General features: G+C 62.4%; 17 protein-coding genes and 2 pseudogenes. 12 read left to right on the forward strand and 7 right to left on the reverse strand.

Going from position 1 to position 18,062, the window contains the following annotated elements:
• Window positions 1-362 precede the first annotated feature (362 nt).
• Window positions 363-827 carry a DUF4345 domain-containing protein gene (locus tag IE00_RS18260; RefSeq protein WP_240494006.1) on the forward strand — a complete coding sequence of 155 codons (465 nt, stop codon included), beginning with the start codon at window positions 363-365 and terminating at the stop codon, window positions 825-827.
• Window positions 828-890: 63 nt separating this feature from the next.
• Window positions 891-1,955 carry an alpha/beta hydrolase gene (locus IE00_RS18265; protein WP_072298621.1) on the forward strand — a complete coding sequence of 355 codons (1,065 nt, stop codon included), beginning with the start codon at window positions 891-893 and terminating at the stop codon, window positions 1,953-1,955.
• A gap of 574 nt (window positions 1,956-2,529) precedes the next feature.
• Here IE00_RS18265 and IE00_RS18275 read toward each other — a convergent pair.
• Both IE00_RS18275 and IE00_RS18280 read right to left on the reverse strand, forming a co-directional pair.
• Window positions 2,530-3,357, reverse strand: coding sequence for a mechanosensitive ion channel family protein (locus IE00_RS18275; RefSeq protein ID WP_072298622.1), 828 nt, complete (start codon window positions 3,355-3,357; stop codon window positions 2,530-2,532).
• A 1-nt stretch (window position 3,358) separates the two neighbouring features.
• Entirely contained in the window at window positions 3,359-4,501 is a 1,143-nt protein-coding gene (locus IE00_RS18280; protein WP_139291529.1) for a hypothetical protein, read from the reverse strand.
• Window positions 4,502-4,762: 261 nt separating this feature from the next.
• Here IE00_RS18280 and IE00_RS18285 point away from each other — a divergent pair, with 261 nt between their 5' ends.
• A complete protein-coding gene (locus IE00_RS18285) occupies window positions 4,763-5,893 on the forward strand; it encodes a histidine kinase dimerization/phosphoacceptor domain -containing protein (protein ID WP_083554515.1) in 1,131 nt (376 codons plus the stop codon).
• Between the two features lie 40 nt (window positions 5,894-5,933).
• The gene (locus IE00_RS18290; RefSeq protein WP_072298625.1) at window positions 5,934-6,884 is read left to right on the forward strand and encodes a mechanosensitive ion channel family protein; all 951 of its coding nucleotides are present in this window, start codon (window positions 5,934-5,936) and stop codon (window positions 6,882-6,884) included.
• Between the two features lie 334 nt (window positions 6,885-7,218).
• Here IE00_RS18290 and IE00_RS18295 read toward each other — a convergent pair.
• Window positions 7,219-7,665: pseudogene (locus IE00_RS18295) on the reverse strand (transposase); the annotation flags it as partial.
• A 265-nt stretch (window positions 7,666-7,930) separates the two neighbouring features.
• Between IE00_RS18295 and IE00_RS18300 the strand changes: the two are divergent.
• Together IE00_RS18300 and IE00_RS18305 are read left to right on the forward strand one after the other, a co-directional pair.
• The gene (locus tag IE00_RS18300; protein WP_205949709.1) at window positions 7,931-8,566 is read left to right on the forward strand and encodes a transposase; all 636 of its coding nucleotides are present in this window, start codon (window positions 7,931-7,933) and stop codon (window positions 8,564-8,566) included.
• A 264-nt stretch (window positions 8,567-8,830) separates the two neighbouring features.
• Window positions 8,831-9,811, forward strand: coding sequence for a universal stress protein (locus IE00_RS18305; protein ID WP_139291530.1), 981 nt, complete (start codon window positions 8,831-8,833; stop codon window positions 9,809-9,811).
• A gap of 96 nt (window positions 9,812-9,907) precedes the next feature.
• On the opposite strand, the gene IE00_RS18310 is transcribed toward IE00_RS18305, so the two are convergent.
• Window positions 9,908-10,243 carry a hypothetical protein gene (locus tag IE00_RS18310; RefSeq protein WP_139291531.1) on the reverse strand — a complete coding sequence of 112 codons (336 nt, stop codon included), beginning with the start codon at window positions 10,241-10,243 and terminating at the stop codon, window positions 9,908-9,910.
• Between the two features lie 187 nt (window positions 10,244-10,430).
• Here IE00_RS18310 and IE00_RS18315 point away from each other — a divergent pair, with 187 nt between their 5' ends.
• The 6 genes from IE00_RS18315 to phoB all read left to right on the forward strand — a co-directional run bounded on the left by IE00_RS18315 (window position 10,431) and on the right by phoB (window position 16,335).
• Window positions 10,431-11,456, forward strand: a complete 1,026-nt coding sequence (locus IE00_RS18315; RefSeq protein ID WP_072298628.1) for a substrate-binding domain-containing protein — start codon at window positions 10,431-10,433, stop codon at window positions 11,454-11,456.
• 79 nt (window positions 11,457-11,535) lie between these two features.
• Window positions 11,536-12,741 carry a phosphate ABC transporter permease subunit PstC gene (gene pstC, locus IE00_RS18320; protein ID WP_072298629.1) on the forward strand — a complete coding sequence of 402 codons (1,206 nt, stop codon included), beginning with the start codon at window positions 11,536-11,538 and terminating at the stop codon, window positions 12,739-12,741.
• Window positions 12,738-14,087: a phosphate ABC transporter permease PstA gene (gene pstA, locus IE00_RS18325; protein ID WP_072298630.1), complete on the forward strand. Its 1,350-nt coding sequence runs from the start codon at window positions 12,738-12,740 to the stop codon at window positions 14,085-14,087. The genes pstC and pstA overlap by 4 nt, the downstream gene beginning before the upstream one ends.
• Window positions 14,088-14,110: 23 nt before the next feature.
• Entirely contained in the window at window positions 14,111-14,908 is a 798-nt protein-coding gene (gene pstB, locus IE00_RS18330) for a phosphate ABC transporter ATP-binding protein PstB (RefSeq protein WP_072298631.1), read from the forward strand.
• A 14-nt stretch (window positions 14,909-14,922) separates the two neighbouring features.
• Complete coding sequence (gene phoU / locus IE00_RS18335; protein WP_072298632.1) at window positions 14,923-15,642, forward strand: phosphate signaling complex protein PhoU; 720 nt, start codon at window positions 14,923-14,925, stop codon at window positions 15,640-15,642.
• A 3-nt stretch (window positions 15,643-15,645) separates the two neighbouring features.
• The gene (gene phoB / locus IE00_RS18340) at window positions 15,646-16,335 is read left to right on the forward strand and encodes a phosphate regulon transcriptional regulator PhoB (protein ID WP_072298633.1); all 690 of its coding nucleotides are present in this window, start codon (window positions 15,646-15,648) and stop codon (window positions 16,333-16,335) included.
• A gap of 39 nt (window positions 16,336-16,374) precedes the next feature.
• Here the strand turns inward: phoB and IE00_RS18345 are convergent, their stop codons facing one another.
• The 3 genes and pseudogenes from IE00_RS18345 to IE00_RS18355 form a co-directional block, all read right to left on the reverse strand.
• Window positions 16,375-16,842, reverse strand: a complete 468-nt coding sequence (locus IE00_RS18345) for a DoxX family protein (RefSeq protein ID WP_083554517.1) — start codon at window positions 16,840-16,842, stop codon at window positions 16,375-16,377.
• 21 nt (window positions 16,843-16,863) lie between these two features.
• Window positions 16,864-17,604: a DUF2063 domain-containing protein gene (locus tag IE00_RS18350; protein WP_072298635.1), complete on the reverse strand. Its 741-nt coding sequence runs from the start codon at window positions 17,602-17,604 to the stop codon at window positions 16,864-16,866.
• Window positions 17,588-17,962, reverse strand: a pseudogene (locus tag IE00_RS18355) (DUF692 family multinuclear iron-containing protein); the annotation flags it as partial. The pseudogene IE00_RS18355 and the gene IE00_RS18350, both read right to left, overlap by 17 nt.
• Window positions 17,963-18,062 lie beyond the last annotated feature (100 nt).

Raw genomic sequence — 18,062 nt, forward strand, 5'->3', positions numbered from 1 at the left:
GATCTCCTCCGGCTTGTGCTTTTTCTGGGGCATTCCTGCATCCTCCAAATGGCTCAAAAGCCATACCTCAGGGAGGACCACTTTTCAGGGGGCAGACCAAGCCTCGAGCAGGACTTCAGCACTGCGCATATCGGCTTTCGTATCGTCCAGGATATCCACTGATCCAAAAAGGAAGGCAAAATGCCCATCAGACTAATTGTTTGCACTCTGGCTCTGGGTGCGCTCGGCGGATGCGTCAGCCTTACCAGGATGCGCGCTGACCTGTTGGACAGGCCGATCAATTGTGGAGAGGCCGACGTCGATATCGCATCCGGGCGTACCGAAGAGGACCTGCGGCGCCGGATCAGTGAGATCGAAACGGAATGCGCCGCGTCTGGCCCAGAGGCATCAAAGGCGACCAAGCCAAGCACAGAGAGCTGACAATGCGGATCGCATCGATGCAGCGCAACCTTCTGCTGGGCATGGCAATCGGGCTGGTGCCGGTGGCGTTGTCTTACGGGGGGATGCCGCAGACAACCCTGCCGTGGCTGTATGGAGCAGAGGCCGACGATGTGCCGACGCGCCATTTCTTCCGGGCGATCATGGGGCTGTATCTTTCCCTGATCGTCTTTTGGCTGGCAGGCGCGCTGCGAGCCGTCTTGCGGGTTCCTGCGCTGTGGAGCCTGTTCGTTTTTTCCCTCGGACTGGCGTCAGGTCGCGCGCTGAGCCTTGCCGTAGACGGCTGGCCTGGGTTCTTGCTGTTCGGCTACCTGCTGGCGGAGATCGCGCTGGCCGCCGCGGCCGCCTGGCTGCTGACGAAAGCCAAGAAGCAACCCGATGCCCCTTGATCGCAACCAAGACCACGCCCCAAGGCCTTGTTCACCCAGGCCGCCCTTTGACGGAGCCTCCTCATGCAGCGACTGAGCCCCCTTCATGTCATTTGCCTCACTTTGCTGTCTTTAGCGGGTTGCGCTGGAAAGCCCGATGAATTTCTCGCTCCCAAAGCGCCGCTTGGCCTGGCCGAGGTCCAGCGCATCTATCTTGCCACCGACCGCGTGCTGGCTGACAATCTGACAGGGACAACCAAGCGCGGCGGGGTCTTGTCTTTCGCGCGTTACGACATCACGGTCCCACCACGACACGTGCCGGGTGAGGTGGAGTTCTCGGCACGAAACCCTGACCCGGCCACCAGCTTTATCGTCGCAGGCGCGCGCCCGATTGAAACACTGCGCGCCTTGGGCGAGACCGTGCGTCGCGAGGCAGGTCCGTTGGGCCGCCCCATCGACAGCCCGGTGGTCTATGTCCATGGCTTCAACACCGGGATGGAGAACGCCGTCTACCGTCACGCGCAGATTGCCCACGATTACGGCTTGAAGGGGCCGCAGGTGACCTTTGCCTGGCCATCCATCGAAAGGACATTGGGTTACATACGGGACAAGGACAGCATCCTGATTGCCCGCGACCACCTCGAAGAGCTTCTGGTCGAGTTGACCCGCGAAAACCAGTACGTATTCGTCTTCGGTCATTCCATGGGCACGCAGCTTGTGGTCGAAACCCTGCGGCAGTTGTCGATCACCGGGCAGAAGGATGTTCTCAGCAGGATCGGCGGTGTCATTCTGGTCTCACCCGATATCGACCTGGATTTGTTCGAATCTCAGCATGAGCGCATAGACCCGTTGCCCAGCCCCTTCGTGGTCATGACCTCGGAAAGCGACTATGCCCTGCGCTTTTCGTCGCTTTTGACTGCGCAACCGGAACGGCTTGGCTCGGCGCGGGACCGCAAGAGGCTTGCGGCGCTCGATCTGCTGGTGCTGAGTCTGTCGAGATTGCCCAATGCGCGCGATCATTTCCTGGCGGCGACATCGCCTGTCGTCATCGACATCGTCACCAGTGCTCGGGCAGACGTGCTCGCGGACAGGTTCCCCAAAAATGGGATCATCGATGTGGGAGCGATACAGGAGGCTCGATCCAAATAGAGGATAACTGAATTAACCCCATGTTTCGTGGAAGCCCTCTTCGCCAAATGTGAGGCAAGGAGGTCATGTCGGGTTCAGGCAATGTCACTGATGAATTCAAGCGCGATGCGGTCGCACAGATCACCGGGCGGGCTATGCCGCCGCCCATATCCGGCACATGCAAAGGGCGCTCAGGGAGATGAACCTGCGACTCCATCATGTGGTCTTCGACATCACTGGGGCGACGGGTATAAAGGTCGCCCGTGCCATTGATGCGGGGGGCGCGATCGGGACGTGCTGGCAGATGACCGTGATGTGCGGTGCAAATCGGCGCTGGAAACGCTTAGCCCTGGGTTGCAGATCGCCAGTGGCCTTCAAACAGAGGGCTGCTTGACATCGGGACCTGACCGGAACGAAACCGGTGCAGGTCCAATCACAGACTTCGGATCGTTGACGGCTTTAGGTCGATCACACCGCAAGTCTTCCGCCAACAATCTGACAACGCCGACAGTTTGGCCACCACCACGGAACACCAAGTCATTGACCGATCCGTTTTGCGTGACCACCAATGACATGACTGCAGATCGCCAACCCTTCATTCCTCGGGAAGTCCCTCCCGGATCAGTGGCAGTCTGACGGTCTCGTATCCGGCAGATTGTATTGCCATCCGCCCGCGCAGGGTCAGGTCGCTGATGAAGAGGAACTGGTCGCGCATGTCGAAGGGATAGGCGCGGATCTTGTAATGGGTCCCCCACGGGGCTTCCTGCAGGACAACGGTCACGGGATGATGATAATCCAGATATGCGCTGGTCAGCGCGACGTCCTGCAAGGTCGAGCGCACCGCAGACGCGTCATGGGCCGTCTGAATGAAGAATTCCGCCACGCATTGCAGGGTTCGTGCTCCGTCATTCCCATTTGAGACATTGGCGGACCAGATGACGCTGTGTGGCACGGTGATCACGTTGTCATCGGCAGTATTCAAGGTCAGGGCGCGCAGGCCAACCCTCTTCACTTCGCCGTAGTCGCCGTCGATGGTCACCCAGTCTCCGGGACGATAGGGCTTTTCGAAGATTGCGACGATGCCGGCGATCAGACTGCTGACATAGTCCTTGAAGGCAAAGCCGATGGCGACGCTGGCGGCGCCGGCGATGACCAGAAAGTTCTGAAAGGTGATGTTGAAGATGATCGGCAGGATCCAGACGATCGCGATCGCGGTCAGCGTCAGACGCGCGATGGGAACCGCCCCAAGGATATAGAGCCGGGCATCGGCCGGCCCATGCGCCGCCAGATAGGGCAGCAGTCGCCGCAGCGCCGAAATGGAGATCCAGGTAGCCAGGATGATCAACGCCACCTTGCCGAAGCTGATGTCCTGGATGTCGTTCAGCAGCCTGATCGCCTGATCGCGGCTTTCGTCACCTCCCATGTCAAAGCACTCCTATGGACATACCGGCATTTTCCAACCCGGCGCGCACGGCGGGATAGGCCTCGGCGCGGATCGACAGGTGATCCTCGTTCCGGGCGACGAAACCAGACATGATCAGGGTGGCCGGCACGACCGATGCTCCCACAATCGGCAGCACCTGCGCCAGCGTATCGGTCGTCATCCGCCCGTGCAGCAGCAGGGCGTGCAGGATCAGCAGCGTGTCACGCGGGCGATCGCCCGGCAGGATCAGTTCGTCCAATGCGGCCACCCACAAGGTATCGCGGGTCTCGGGACCATGTTCCTCGTTCGTGTGCAGCATCCGTCGCCACATGTGCCATGCGACCCAAGGGATGCCGCGGCTCTTGGCGGCCAGCTTGCGAAAGAAGTCTGTTTCCGCCTCTGACGGATCTTTGGCGAAGAGGTCCGTCCCGTCATCCGACAATCGGAAGCGGAAGCCCTGCGTCGTATCGTCCTGCGCAAGCTCCCTGAACCAGTCACGAAGCCGTGCTGCGTCGAAGGGGGCAAAGCACAACGGCTTGCCCGCGATCATGTCGATGCCAGTCGACTTGGACAGATAGGCCCATGCCCAAGCGTTGCAGGACAGCACCACGCGTTGTCGCCGGCGCGTAAGCTGGGCGATCAATGCGCGAATCTGGACCAGTCCGTCCAAGTCGCGGATATGCCACAGTTCAAGGCGCGGAATGACCAGCAGCGTTTCGGGATCGTCGGGCAGACGATCCAACCGTGCCAATGCGTCTTTGGCATCGCCGGGATCATCGACCTGCAGCAGGAGGTGCCCCGCGCCGTCCGCCCAGGCTGCGACGACGTCGCCATCCTGGCAGGGGGGCAGAACGACGGCCTTGATACGTTCCGCACTGGGTGGCTGTGACAGCCAATCGCGGATCGACACATCCAGTTCGGCCAGGACGGGCCCGCAGGCTGGCGGGGCCACGACCTGGTCAAGCCGACGCAGGGTTGCGCGCTTCAGCCGGTCATCGGCGATGAAGGACTTGTCCGGCGGACGCAGCCGCGTCCGAAACCGCTGCCACAGGGTTCGGAACCATTCGTCGGTGGGCATCGCCGGACAGACGTAATCCTCGACCGGGATCAGGTCGCGTCTGGTTTGGGGTGTCTGGTGGCTCAAGAAAGGTCTCCGGAACTGGGCGCCGTATCCATGCCAGCAATATGCGACTTGTCGCCGGTGGGGAACCGTGTCCGGGCCAAGGCGGGGCACGGCTTGGGCATTCGACCGGATCAGATGAAGTCGCAATGGCCACATCGTCCCTTGGGGCGGTGGTCAGCCGCGTATGCCTGCCGTCCTCTGCACGGCACGCAAAACGCTCGACCTGATCAACTATTTGTTTCAGAAATGGGTCCCATCGTGCATAAGACCGCAAATTTTTTCATGGAGCCGACTGTGCCGCGTGCCGCTAATCACCCCGAGCAGGAACGGCGCCTGAAGGCGCTTCGGTCCTTCGACATTCTTGATACCGAGCGGGAGCCTGCATTCGACGACATCGTGGCCTTTGCTTCGGAATTGTGCGGCACGGCGGTGTCGATGGTGAATCTGATCGACACCGAACGCCAGTGGACGAAGGCAGAGGTGGGGATGAATTCGCGCGAAATGCCCCTCGAGACGTCGATCTGCGCCCATGCGATATTGGAGGACGGTTTCGTCGAGATACCGGATACGCATCGCGACAGCCGCATGATCGGCAATCCCTTGTGCCATGGCGATTCGGGCATGCGCTTCTATGCCGGTGCACCGCTGAAGACCCGAGACGGTTTGCCACTGGGCTCGCTTTGCGTGCTGGATCACCAGCCACGTCGCCTGACGGCGTTGCAGCGTCGTGGCTTGGAAGTTCTGGCCCAACAGGTCATGACCCTGCTTGAACTGCGCCAGGCGTTGCGCAATTCCGTGGTCCTGCGACAGGAGGTCGATCATAGGGTCAAGAACTCGCTTCAGATGCTGTCGTCTTTCGTGCGCATTGCCGGCCGCAAGACCACCCACTCCGAAGCCCAGGATCTGCTAAGCGTGGTCCAGGCCCGGATCGGGGCGATGATCCATGTCCATGAGCGTTTGTACCGCAGGGTTGACCAAACCGAGATCGAGTTGACCGAATATCTTGGAGAAATAGGCGACGCGCTGGCGCGTAACGCGCCTTCCGGGGTCACCCTGACGGTATCCGGCGATCCCGTTACCGTGCAGCCGGGGACCGCGGTGGCCTTGGCGACCCTGACCAATGAACTGGTTTCGAATGCGTTCAAGCACGGCTTCCCGAACGGCCGGACGGGGCAGGTCGCTGTGACCCTGAAAGACGACCCCGCTGCCAAGCGCGTCCGGTTGATCTGTGCCGATAACGGAATAGGATCGCAGTCGGGCCCGGCGGAGCCGCAAGAAAAGAATATCGGCGGGCTGGGCATGCAAGTCGCGAAAGTTCTGGCCACTGAACTTTCCGGCGGGATCGACGTTCAGTCGGACGTCAACGGCTTCGTGGTCTCCATCGAGTTCCCAGCAGTTGCAATTGCGTCCTGAAAACAGCTGTTGGGGCTAATGAGATCATGAGGGAGTTGGCATGGATATCGATGCCGGTGTCGGTACAGTTTTGAACAAGATTGAGGCCTGGATCGAAGGGTTGATCCGCCTGACCCCCAATCTGGTCAGTGCAGCGGCCATCCTTTTGATCATGTATGGCGTCGCGCGCCTTGTCAGCTATGGCGTCAGCCGGACATTGGCGCGTCACGGTCGACCGGCATTGGCCAATGTCGGTGCGGCCTTGCTGCGCTGGTCGATCATGATCCTTGCGTTTCTTCTGGCTGCGACCATTGTGCTTCCGTCGCTGCGGCCGGGCGATCTTCTGTCGGGGCTGGGCATCGGTTCGGTCGCCATCGGCTTTGCCTTCAAGGATATCTTGCAGAACCTGCTGTCCGGGGTGCTGATCCTTCTGCGTCAGCCATTCCGTGTGGGCGATCAGATCGTGGTCAATGGTTTCGAGGGAACTGTCGAGGATATCGAGACGCGTGCCACCTTCATCAAGACCTATGATGGGCGGCGTGTCATCATTCCGAACGCGCAGATCTATACCGGTGCGCTGACGGTCAATACTGCCTTTCAGCTGCGCCGCTCGGAATATGATATCGGTATCGGGTGCAACGATGACTGGGAGGAGGCGATGCGCCTGATGACAGAGGCCGCGCAGTCCTGCAACGGCGTCCTGTCCGATCCTGCGCCCGAGGCGATCCCGGTCGGCATCGACGCCTATCAGAACACCATCCGCCTTCGGTGGTGGACCAAGCCAGAGCGCAAGGACGTCATCATCACAAAGGGCAAGGTCATCGTGGCGGCCTACAAGGCTTTGGACAAGGCAGGCATCGACATGCCCTATCCAACCCAGGTCCAACTGTGGCATGATCAGACCGAAGCCACGGATGGCGACCGCAGAACCCAACGCGAAGGCTGGCCCGCAGGCAAAGGCGACGTCCCGGAGGCGCGCTGGAGGCAGGCCCGCGACACCGGCGACAATTGACCTTGGAACCCCATCATGGCCACGGCCCACGATCCGTCCGTCCTGCTGTCGGGTACGGCGCGGGGCAGCCCCTCACTCGCGCAACCGGCTCTTATGCATGTGTCGGCTGCTAGTCTCGTTTGAGAGTTTGGCGCGACTTCGGGAATCGCTCATATGTATCCGGCCAGTTGGATCGGCTCGTGAGCCGTGGCCATGATGGGTTCCGCACGCGCCTTGGTCCCATTAGGGGTAGGGTCCTTGCTGACCATGAGGGCCGTCAGACTCTGGGGGCGTATTTTCTCCGTTCCATGCTGTCCTCTCTGTCGCGAACTCCTTTTGACCGTGGAAAGCGGCAGATCGTTTCCATGGCCATATCTCTTGAGGCGTCGAACCGGGTCCCGTGTCGCAGAACGCTCCTTGCGGTTCGGACAGGTTCGTTGGCCAGCGCAATGGCGGCCTTGTTGCGCGGCATCCGCTTTACCGCTTCGGTCAGCCAAGGGCCGAAGCTGAAGGTGGACCACCTGTTCTGACGCATCATGATCACTTTCGCTGCCTGGATGAATAGCATGCGAAGATAGCGGCTGCCCCGTTTGGTGATCCGCCCGAGGATCGTTCTCCCGCCCGTGCTGTATTGGGTCGGCACCAAACCGACCCACGCGGCAAAGTCCCGGCCTTGGTCGAAAGCCTCCCCCTTGCCAACTGCCGCGACCATTGCCGTCGAGGTCATTGGACCGATCCCGGGGATGGTCATGACGTCGGCGCAGTTCTTTTCCGTGCGGCTGATCTCCTCGATCTCGCCCGAGACCTCCGCGACATGTACTGTCTGCCAGAAAGCACGCATGTGCGGTTTCCGAACAAGGTTGATGGACACGATCAACTCGCTCCTGAACCGAGGGCACTGGTTTGCCTCGAGGCCACTGGTGGTCAGGAGTGGCGTCTTTGGACGGTCCTGTACGCCGCCGGGATTGCGACACGGCATTTGCTGCCCGTACAGATCATGGCTTTTCCCGCGAGCCGGGGCACACGCGCCGAGACCGACAGGATCGATACGGAAATCATGGCGCTTCATGGCGTTCCGGACGGATGCGGAGCAAGGCTTGCCGCAAGAAAAGCTGCGGCTTCTCAGGGTGTTGACATCAAAGCGCACACAGCTCGTCGAAATAGGCAAACGGCTTCTGGCGCAGATCAAGGCGCATGGGAGGCTGGGATGGGCGGAAATGTCTGGCGCCATGGACGCCGAGTTGAGAGGCCTTGCTGATCATCAGATTGCAGAGTTGGAAATGCGGGTCGAGCAGACAATGATTTTGGCTGATGACCTGGCAACGACTTCCGGTATCCTTCGTTCCGTTCCCGGGACCGGCCCCGTTGCCAGCACCATGCTGATCGCCGAGACGCCCGGGCTCGGCCAACTCTCTGCTGCGAAGGCCGCCGCGCTTGTCGGCCTGGTTGCAATCGCACATGACAACGGTGCCATGCGGGGCAAGCGCGCCGTCAAAGGAGAACGCCGCCAGCTGCGACACGTCATGTTCCAGGCGGCTCTTGTTGCCAGCCATCACAATCCGATCCTGAAAACTGTCGCTGACCGCCTGCGAGCCGCGGGAAAGCCGCACAAGGTTGTCATCACAGCCGTCGCAAGCAAGCGCGTTACAGTTGCGAACGCGCGCTGCAAACCTCGCCGGAAATCGGCCAATCAAGCCGCCTGAAGAATACAAAGACGAGGGATATTGCCCCTGCAATTGCCCGCAGGGGAACGCGTGATGAAATGGATGCGAAACAAGTTCCACCACGCGCATCAGACGTTCGCAGCTCCAAGTGGCGCAGCACGACACATTGGCGAAAGTGGTTCAGCAGAAAAATCTTGCGGAAGAAGGCTGAACGACGCGAGAACGAGGCGGCGCTAGAAGACGCATCTGAACCGAAGACCGCCACCGACGCCAATCACAGACGATCTGCCGTGCGAACCGGATTTGGCGGGTCAGCTTACCGCCCACACGATGAATCGGCCGCTCATCCCCGCATCAGTTGATACAAATCAATATGGAAACATGGCGATGCGCTATGCTTGGTCGGCAATCTGGTCAAGGATGACGTCGATGAAAAACGCAACTGTTCTGGTGGTGCTTGGACGTGCCGCCAAGCCAGCCGATCTTGAACCGCTCACTCAGACGGCGCGCGATCGAAACCTGCACCTGATTGTCCTGATCCTTGGGGTGATGCCGCAAATTCCGATCTATACCTATGGCATCGGTGAGGGAGGATTGTATTCCCTGCCCCCAGGTTGGCAGACCGAGGTGGATGAAACCAATGCCAAGTTGGAGGTGTTGCGCAACCAGATCTCTGACTATCTGGCCGATCAGGGCACCAGCGCCGAGGTCCGCGTCGCCAGCGGTCAGGCAGCAATTCTGCCCGGAGCCGTGTCGCACGCCGCGCTGACCTGCGATCTGATCCTTATCGGCGACGATCTGCGCCAGGATGCGCATGTGTTCGGCGATGTCATACGCGCCGCCCTGTTCCGGTCGGCAGGCGGGGTGATGTTGAACGCGATGGGGACGGCCAAGGCGCTGCAACCCGCGTCGGTGTTCGTGGCATGGAAGGCGGGCATCCCCTCGGCGCGGGCGGTGCATGCTGCCATGCCGATCCTGCGCGATTCCCGAAATGTCACCGTCGCGCTGTTCGATCCGGTGACGACCAAGGCGCGCGACGGGGAAAACCCCGGTTCCGATGTTGCCGCCTGGCTGACCCATCAGGGCTGTCATGTTACGGTCCAGCAATATCCAAGCGGTGGCGAGGAAATCGGCACGGTCATCATGCAGCGCATGAAAGAAACCGGTGGCGAACTGGTCGTCATGGGAGCCTATGACCATTCTCGTCTGCGCGAGGTGATCTTTGGTGGAACCACACGTGCGCTGATCGAACAGCGCGACTGTCCCGTTCTGCTGTGCCATTGATCCGGGACCGACAGGCAGACCGAACTGACAGATCCATCACAAATCAGACCGCGTGGAACAGAAGATCGGCAAACTCCATGGCCTCGCGTCATTCGTTCAGATCGTATCGGCCCTTTTTTGCATCGGGTTGGTAGCCGGGCCGGCTATCATTGAACTGAAAAGAAGTCTGTCTCTCCACAGCATTTGACGGATGCAGCGCATCTTGCGCTCTGCAGGCGTCTTTATCGTGCCTCTCCGATGCAAGTCATTGCGAGGCAAGAAGATAATGCCGTTCTTCATCCGGTGATCACCAAGACGAGCCGTGTCATGTATGCTCTGCCCACTGAGCACCGGACCGTTCATAGCAATAGCCTTCGGCCAGGCTCCTTTGGCCGGGAACAGAGCGCAAAGCTCACAAGCTTTCTCTTCAAAGGGTCTACGATTGTTGGGCATGGCAGGCGCTTCAATGATGCAAAAGCCGCTGATCAATGTATCAGGCTTCCAAAGCTTCCGCCCATCACGATCGGAATTCGGGTCCTTGGCCGAGCATGTTCATGAAAGCGTCACAAATGCGGGATAAAAGCGTCACAAAACTGATGTAGGCAGGCCCCGTACAGATCACCTCCTCAGGAGAGACATCATGAAGACCTTTAGCTTCGCCGCCACCGCCCTGTCCGTCATCGCGCTGTCGGCCACCGCCGCTGCAGCCCGCGACCAGGTGCAGGTCGCCGGTTCCTCGACGGTCCTGCCTTATTCGACCATCGTGGCCGAACTGTTCGGTGAGAACACCGATTTTGGCACCCCCGTCATCGAGTCGGGCGGTTCGTCGACCGGTCTGCGCCGCTTCTGCGAGGGTGTGGGCGAGAACACCATCGACATCGCCAATTCCAGCCGCGAGATCCGCGAGACCGAGGTCGAGGAATGCGCCGCAAACGGCGTCACCGACATCATGGAAGTCCGCATCGGCTATGACGGCATCGTCTTTGCCAGCGCTGCCGGCGGCAATTCCTTCGAGTTCACCCCGGCAGACTGGTTCAATGCTCTGGCCGCCCGCAAGGTCGTCGACGGCAAGATCGTCGACAACACCGCGGCCAACTGGTCCGAGGTCAACGCCGACCTGCCCGACCAGGAGATCCTGGCCTTCATCCCCGGCACCCGCCACGGCACGCGTGAAGTGTTCGAGGAAAAGGTGATCATCCAGGGCTGCGAAGATTCCGGCGCCAAGGCCGTCTTCGAGGCCGAGCTGAGCGAAGAGGAAGCCGAAGAGGCCTGCGTCGCACTGCGCACCGATGGCAAGTCGGTCGACATCGACGGCGACTATACCGAGACACTGGCCCGCATCGGGTCCTCGCCCAACGGCATCGGCGTGTTCGGCCTGTCCTTCTATGAGAACAACACCGACACCCTGCAGGTCGCGACCATGGGCGGCGTCACCCCCTCGACCGAGACCATCGCCTCGGGCGAATACCCCGTGTCGCGCCCGCTGTTCATCTATGTGAAGAAGGCCCATATCGGTGTCGTTCCGGGCGTGAAGGAATTCGCCGAATTCTTCGTCTCGGACGCGGTTGCCGGCCCGAACGGCCCGCTGGCGGCCTATGGCCTGGTTTCGGATCCCGAACTGGCCTCGGTTCAGGAAGCCGTTGCCAACGAGACCACGATGCAGTGATGCATTCCGGGGCGGCGCATCCCTTGTGCCGCCCCGACCCCTGCCACCCATCCGTTTTCCGCATTCCGAGGTCAGCCTGATGCCGATGTCCTGGGCCCTGCTTGCCGCCACCCTGCTTGCCCTGGCGGGATATTTCATCGGCCGCAGCCGCGCCATGGGTGCCGGAGTCGGCGATGTCCGCAACCTTCACAGCCGCCCCGCCTATCATGGCTGGAACGTCGTCCTGGCGGTGATGCTGCCGGTGCTGTCGGTTCTGATGATCGCCGCGCTGCTGCGCATGTCCGATGTCATCCCGCCCGTGGCTGGCGGGATCGCGGGCCTTTTGGCCCTTGGGGCCGCCGTCGCCGGCCTTGGCTGGGCGATGACCCGCATCGACAAGGGCTTTCGCGCCCGCAATTCGGTCGAGCGGATGGTCCTGGGCCTGCTGATCTTCTGTTCCTCGATCGCCATCGCGACCACGATCGGGATCGTGCTGTCGCTGATCTTCGAGACGATCAGCTTCTTCGAAAAATACAGCCTGACCGATTTCTTCTTCAGCACCGAATGGTCGCCGCGCTTCGAGGGCAATTCGCGCCTCGGGATGCTGCCGCTTCTGTGGGGCACGCTCTATATCAGCTTCATCGCGTTGCTGGTTTCGGTGCCGATCGGCCTTTTCGCGGCCATCTACCTGTCCGAATATGCGGGCCCGCGCCTGCGCAGCATCGCCAAACCGATGGTCGAAGTGCTGGCCGGCATTCCCACCATCGTCTATGGCCTCTTCGCGCTGGTGACCGTGGGTCCGATGCTGCGCGACTGGATCGCCCAACCCATGGGCCTGGGCAATTCCGGCAGTTCGGTGATGACGGCGGGCCTTGTCATGGGGATCATGCTGATCCCCTTCGTCAGCTCTCTGTCGGATGACATCATCAACGCCGTGCCGCAGAGCCTGCGCGACGGTGCCCTGGGCCTGGGGTCGACCCCGTCCGAAACCGTGCGCAGCGTCGTGCTGCCCGCCGCCCTGCCGGGGATCGTGGGCGCCATCCTGCTGGCCGCCAGCCGCGCCATCGGCGAAACGATGATCGTGGTTCTGGGGGCCGGCGCCGCCGCCACGATGAGCCTCAACCCGTTCGAGGCGATGACCACCATCACCGTCAAGATCGTCAGCCAGCTGACCGGCGACAACGATTTCTCGTCGCCCGAGACGCTGGTGGCCTTTGCCCTGGGTCTGACGCTGTTCGTCATCACCCTCGGCCTGAACGTCGTCGCGCTGATCATCGTGCGCAAGTATCGCGAGCAATACGAATGACCGATCTGTCCCACGACATGTCCCGCCCCGCCGCCGCAACGTCGCTTTACACGCAGGACGCGCGCACCCGCCGCCGCAACGCCGCCGAGAAACGGTTCCGGGCCTATGGCCTGGCCGCCATCTGCGTCGCGGTGCTGGCGCTGGCGGTCCTGATGTTCACGATCATCCGTGACGGATCGGGGGCGTTCCGACAGACCTATCTGTCCATCCCGGTCGCGCTGGACGCGCAGGTGCTGGACCCGCAGGGCAACCGCGATCCGGCCGAGATGTCATCGGTGCTGACCCTGTCCTACGGGCAGGTTCTGGACCAGGCGCTGGACGCGGCCGTCGGGGGGATGGATCTGCAGATCGAGGGCCTGCAGGAAAGCGACATCGACGGGCTGATCTCGCGCGATGCCTCGGCCCAGCTTCGCAACCGCGTGCTGAACGACCCCGAACTGCTGGGCCAGACGGTCGATGTGAACGTGCTGGTGAATGGCCGGATCGACGGTTATTTCAAGGGCCGCGTCACCATGGAAACGGCCGAGCGCGACAGCAACACCACCCCCCAGCAGCTGATGCTGGCCGATGCGCTGGCCGATGCGGGCCTGCTGGTGACGCGCTTCAACCGCGAATTCCTGACCGGTCCCGACGCCTCGGACCAGCGCCCCGAGGCTGCGGGTGTCGGCGTGGCGATCCTGGGTTCGCTCTACATGATGCTGGTCGTCCTGTTCCTGTCGGTTCCGATCGGGGTCGCGGCCTCGATCTATCTTGAGGAATTCGCGCCCAAGAATCGGTGGACGGACATCATCGAGGTCAACATCTCGAACCTGGCGGCGGTGCCCTCGATCGTTTTCGGGATCCTGGGGCTTGCGGTCTTCATCAACTTCGTGGGCCTGCCGCAATCGGCACCGATCGTGGGCGGTCTGGTCCTGACGCTGATGACGCTGCCGACGATCATCATCGCCACGCGCGCCGCGCTGAAGGCGGTGCCGCCCTCGATCCGCGATGCGGCCCTTGGGGTCGGAGCGTCGAAGATGCAGTCGGTCACCCATCACGTGCTGCCGCTGGCCATGCCCGGCATCCTGACCGGCACGATCCTGGGCCTGGCCCAGGCCCTGGGCGAGACCGCGCCCCTGCTGCTGATCGGCATGGTGGCCTTTGTCCGCGAATATCCCGCCGCCCCGCCCGAGGGCCTGTTCGACCCCGCATCCGCCCTGCCGGTCCAGGTCTATAACTGGACGCAGCGCAGCGATCCGGCCTTTGTCGAACGCGCGTCCGGTGCCATCATCGTGCTGCTGGTCTTCCTTTTGTGCATGAATTTGCTGGCAATCTATCTTCGCCGCAAGTTCGAGCGCCGCTGGTAGATCGGCCCACAGGAGACATGACAATGTATGACACGACCCGAACGGAGAGCGCCGTGACCCAGAAGGACATCAAGATCCAGGCCCATGACGTTCAGGTCTGGTATGGCGACAAGCAGGCCATCAAGGACGTGAACGTCGACATCCTGGACAAGACCGTGACCGCCTTCATCGGTCCGTCGGGCTGCGGCAAGTCGACCTTCCTGCGCTGCCTGAACCGGATGAACGACACCATCGACAGCGCCCGGATCGAGGGCCGGATCGCCATTGACGGCGAGGATATCTATGACCGCCGCGTCGATCCGGTGCAGCTGCGCGCCAAGGTGGGGATGGTGTTCCAGAAGCCCAACCCCTTTCCCAAGTCGATCTTCGACAACGTGGCCTATGGCCCGCGCATCCACGGCCTGGCCCGCAACAAGGCCGAGTTGGAGGAGATCGTGGAAAGCAGTCTGCGCGGCGCGGCCCTGTGGACCGAGGTCAAGGACCGCCTGCACGAACCGGGCACCGGCCTGTCGGGGGGCCAGCAGCAGCGCCTGTGCATCGCACGCGCCGTCGCCACCAGCCCCGAGGTGCTGCTGATGGACGAGCCCTGTTCGGCGCTGGACCCCATCGCCACCGGCCAGGTCGAGGAACTGATCGAGCAGCTGCGCGAGCGGTTTTCGGTCGTCATCGTGACCCATTCCATGCAGCAGGCCGCCCGCGTCAGCCAGAAGACCGCCTTCTTCCACCTGGGCAACCTGGTCGAATACGGCGATACCGACGACATCTTCACCAAGCCCCGCGACAGCCGCACCGAGGCCTATATCTCGGGCCGGATCGGCTGACGAAAGGAAAGACGATGAACCGCGACAAGCATATCTCCTCGGCGTTCGACCGCGACCTGGAAACCATCCAGGCGCTGGTGGTCAAGATGGGCGGCATGGTCGAGGCCGCCATCACCGACGCCTCGACCGCGCTGGACACGCGCGACGAGGACCTGGCCGACGATGTCCGCCGCCGCGACAAGGCCATCGACGCGCTGGAGGCGCAGATCAACGAGGATGCCGCCCGCCTGATCGCGCTGCGCGCCCCCACCGCCACCGACCTGCGCATGGTGCTGGCGGTGATCAAGATCTCGGCCTCGCTGGAGCGGGTGGGCGATTACGCCAAGAACATGGCCAAGCGCACCGAGGTCCTGTCCCAGATGCCCGCCATCGAAGGCGCCGGCATGGCGCTGCGCCGGATGAGCCAGGCGGTCAACAAGATGCTGCAGGACGCGCTGGACAGCTATATCCGCCGCGACGCCGATCTGGCGCAGGACGTGCGCCAGCGCGATCTGGAGGTGGACCAGATGTACAACGCGCTGTTCCGCGAATTCCTGACGCACATGATGGAAGACCCGCGCAACATCACGTCCTGCATGCATCTGCATTTCATCGCCAAGAACGTCGAGCGAATGGGCGATCATGCCACCTCGATCGCCGAACAGGTGGTCTATCTGGTCACCGGCGAACTGCCCGACGAGGCGCGCCCCAAGGGCAACAGCGTCCCGATGGTCGATACCGTCAAGGAGGGCTGATCCATGTCCCGCCAGGCCCCCTGCGTTCTGATCGTCGAGGATGAGGGCGCGCAGCGCGAAGTCCTGCATTACAACCTGGAAGCCGAGGGCTTCGAATGCGTCGTGGCCGATAATGGCGAGGATGCGCTGCTGCTGGTGGCCGAGGAACAGCCCGACCTGATCGTGCTGGACTGGATGCTGCCGAAGGTGTCGGGGATCGAGGTCTGCCGCCAGGTCAAAGCCGACCCCGCCACCCGCAACATCCCCATCATCATGCTGTCGGCGCGCAGCGAGGAGGTGGACCGGGTTCGCGGCCTGGAAACCGGCGCCGACGACTATGTGGTCAAACCCTATTCGGTGGTGGAACTGATGGCGCGCCTGCGCACCCAGCTGCGCCGCACGCGGCCCGCCAGCATGGGCGAAAGGCTCAGCTTTGCCGACATCATCCTCGATGCCTCGGAACATCGCGTCTTTCGCGCCGGCCAGTCGCTGCATCTGGGCCCGACGGAATTCCGCCTGCTGTCAACGCTGATGGAAAAGCCGGGCCGGGTCTGGACGCGCGAACAGCTGCTGGACCGGGTCTGGGGCCGCGACATCTATGTCGACACCCGCACCATCGACGTCCATGTCGGCCGCCTGCGCAAGGCGCTGATGCAGAACGGCGGCGACAACCCCGTCCGAACCGTCCGCGGCACAGGATACGCCCTCGGCTAGCGTCGGGCATCATCGGTCCGACGCCGGGCAAGGTACTGTTCAGCGATCCAGCCGCAGAAGGCGATCAAGCGACATCGCGCCCGGTCCTTTGGCGACAAGCGCTAGGAAACATGCGGCCCAAAGGCCATGCGTCACCCAGGCCGACGGATAGACGAATATCTGTATCACCACCGTCATGCCCAACAGGGCCGCGGCAGACGCACGGGTCGCGATGCCCAAAGCCAGCGCCACGGAAAAGACATGCTCTGCCAGCGTGGCCAGGACTGCCGCCGCCGCCGCGGGGATCAGCGGCAGGGCGTATTCGTTTTCGAACAACCACCATGTGCTGTCGGCAATGGCAAAGCCATCGACCTTGGTGCGGGCCGAGGACCAGAACACCCATGCCGGGATCAGCCGGGCCAGCAGGGCCGGGACGGACCAAGGCAGGCGACCGGCAATGGCATTGCCCGCGACGATCATGTGACGGATGCGGCCAAGGGCCTGGGCGCCATCCGGTCTTGTTGTCATGCTGTGCATGGTTCTTACGCCTTATGTGGGGTTCAGGGCCACGATCAGCCCATGGTTCAGGATGGTTCCGACCGCATCGGCCGCGAGGTCCGGTGCGACGGTGCTGCAGGCCAGGCCCAACGGGGCGCCTTCACGCAAGCGGCCAATGACGCCGGCGGTGTCCTGAGAGATGCGCCGCACGACTGCGTCGTCGCCCCGTCGAAAGATCAGCGCCGCCTCCGGCATCGGGGGCAGGGGGGCAAGGGTGGCGCCCGGTTGGTTCATCGCCCAGATCGACACGATGGGGTGGCGTGACACGATCACGCGGACCGAGGGGTGCAGTTTCAGGCTGATCGTTTCGGGGCCCAAGGCGAATGCGGCCGTCACCTCGGCCACCGACATCGGCAGGGCATCGGTGGCATGATAGGCTTGCCCCCGCAGCACTTCCAGACGGGCAATGTCGGCCAGATAGGGGACCGTGGCTGCCGGAGGAAAGGCCGCCAGAAAATCCGGAAATTCCGTGCCATATTCGTGCAGGATCGCCGATCGAGGCGGGTGGTCCGCAACGAAGATGCGCGCCGTGGCCTTGAAGAAAGCCGGCCCCACAAGGCGCAGCACGGTGGGGAACCGCTGTGCCAGCGCCTCTGACTGGGAATGCGCGACGGTGTTGCGATAGATGGAAAACCGGCGCGCCAGATCCCCCACCGCCGTCACACCGGGCGGAACATCCTGTGATGCAAGGCCTTTGCGGAATGCCGCCTCCGTTTCACGATGCGAGAGCATGGCCGGCCTCGCTGAGGATCGCCGCGGCACGGTCCGCTTCGGCCAGCAGGACCGGGAATTCCGGCACGTCGTTGTCCCATTCGATCAACGTGGGCCGGGGTCCGCCGCGCGCCATCGTTTCGGCGTAAAGGGTCCAGACCGGATCCGCGACGGGCGATCCATGGGCATCGATCAGCAGCGGCCCCGAGGGCAGCTCTTCGGCGTCGTGACCGCCCAGATGGATTTCGCCGACGGCCTCCAGCGGAAAATCGGCCAGATAGGCGCGCGGGTCCATGCGGTGATTGGTGCAGCTGACAAAGACATTGTTGACGTCCAGCAGCAGCCCGCATCCCGTGCGGGCCACGATCAATCGAAGGAAATTGGCCTGCCCCTATCGGGTGGTCCGGTTTCAATCTTAGTGCATTACGTGTCTTGTCGCTACAGCTGGGGTGGCCGGCGAAGCGGCTCCGGATGGCGAA

The sequence above is a fragment of the Paracoccus sp. SM22M-07 genome (assembly GCF_001887735.1).
GTDB lineage: Bacteria > Pseudomonadota > Alphaproteobacteria > Rhodobacterales > Rhodobacteraceae > Paracoccus.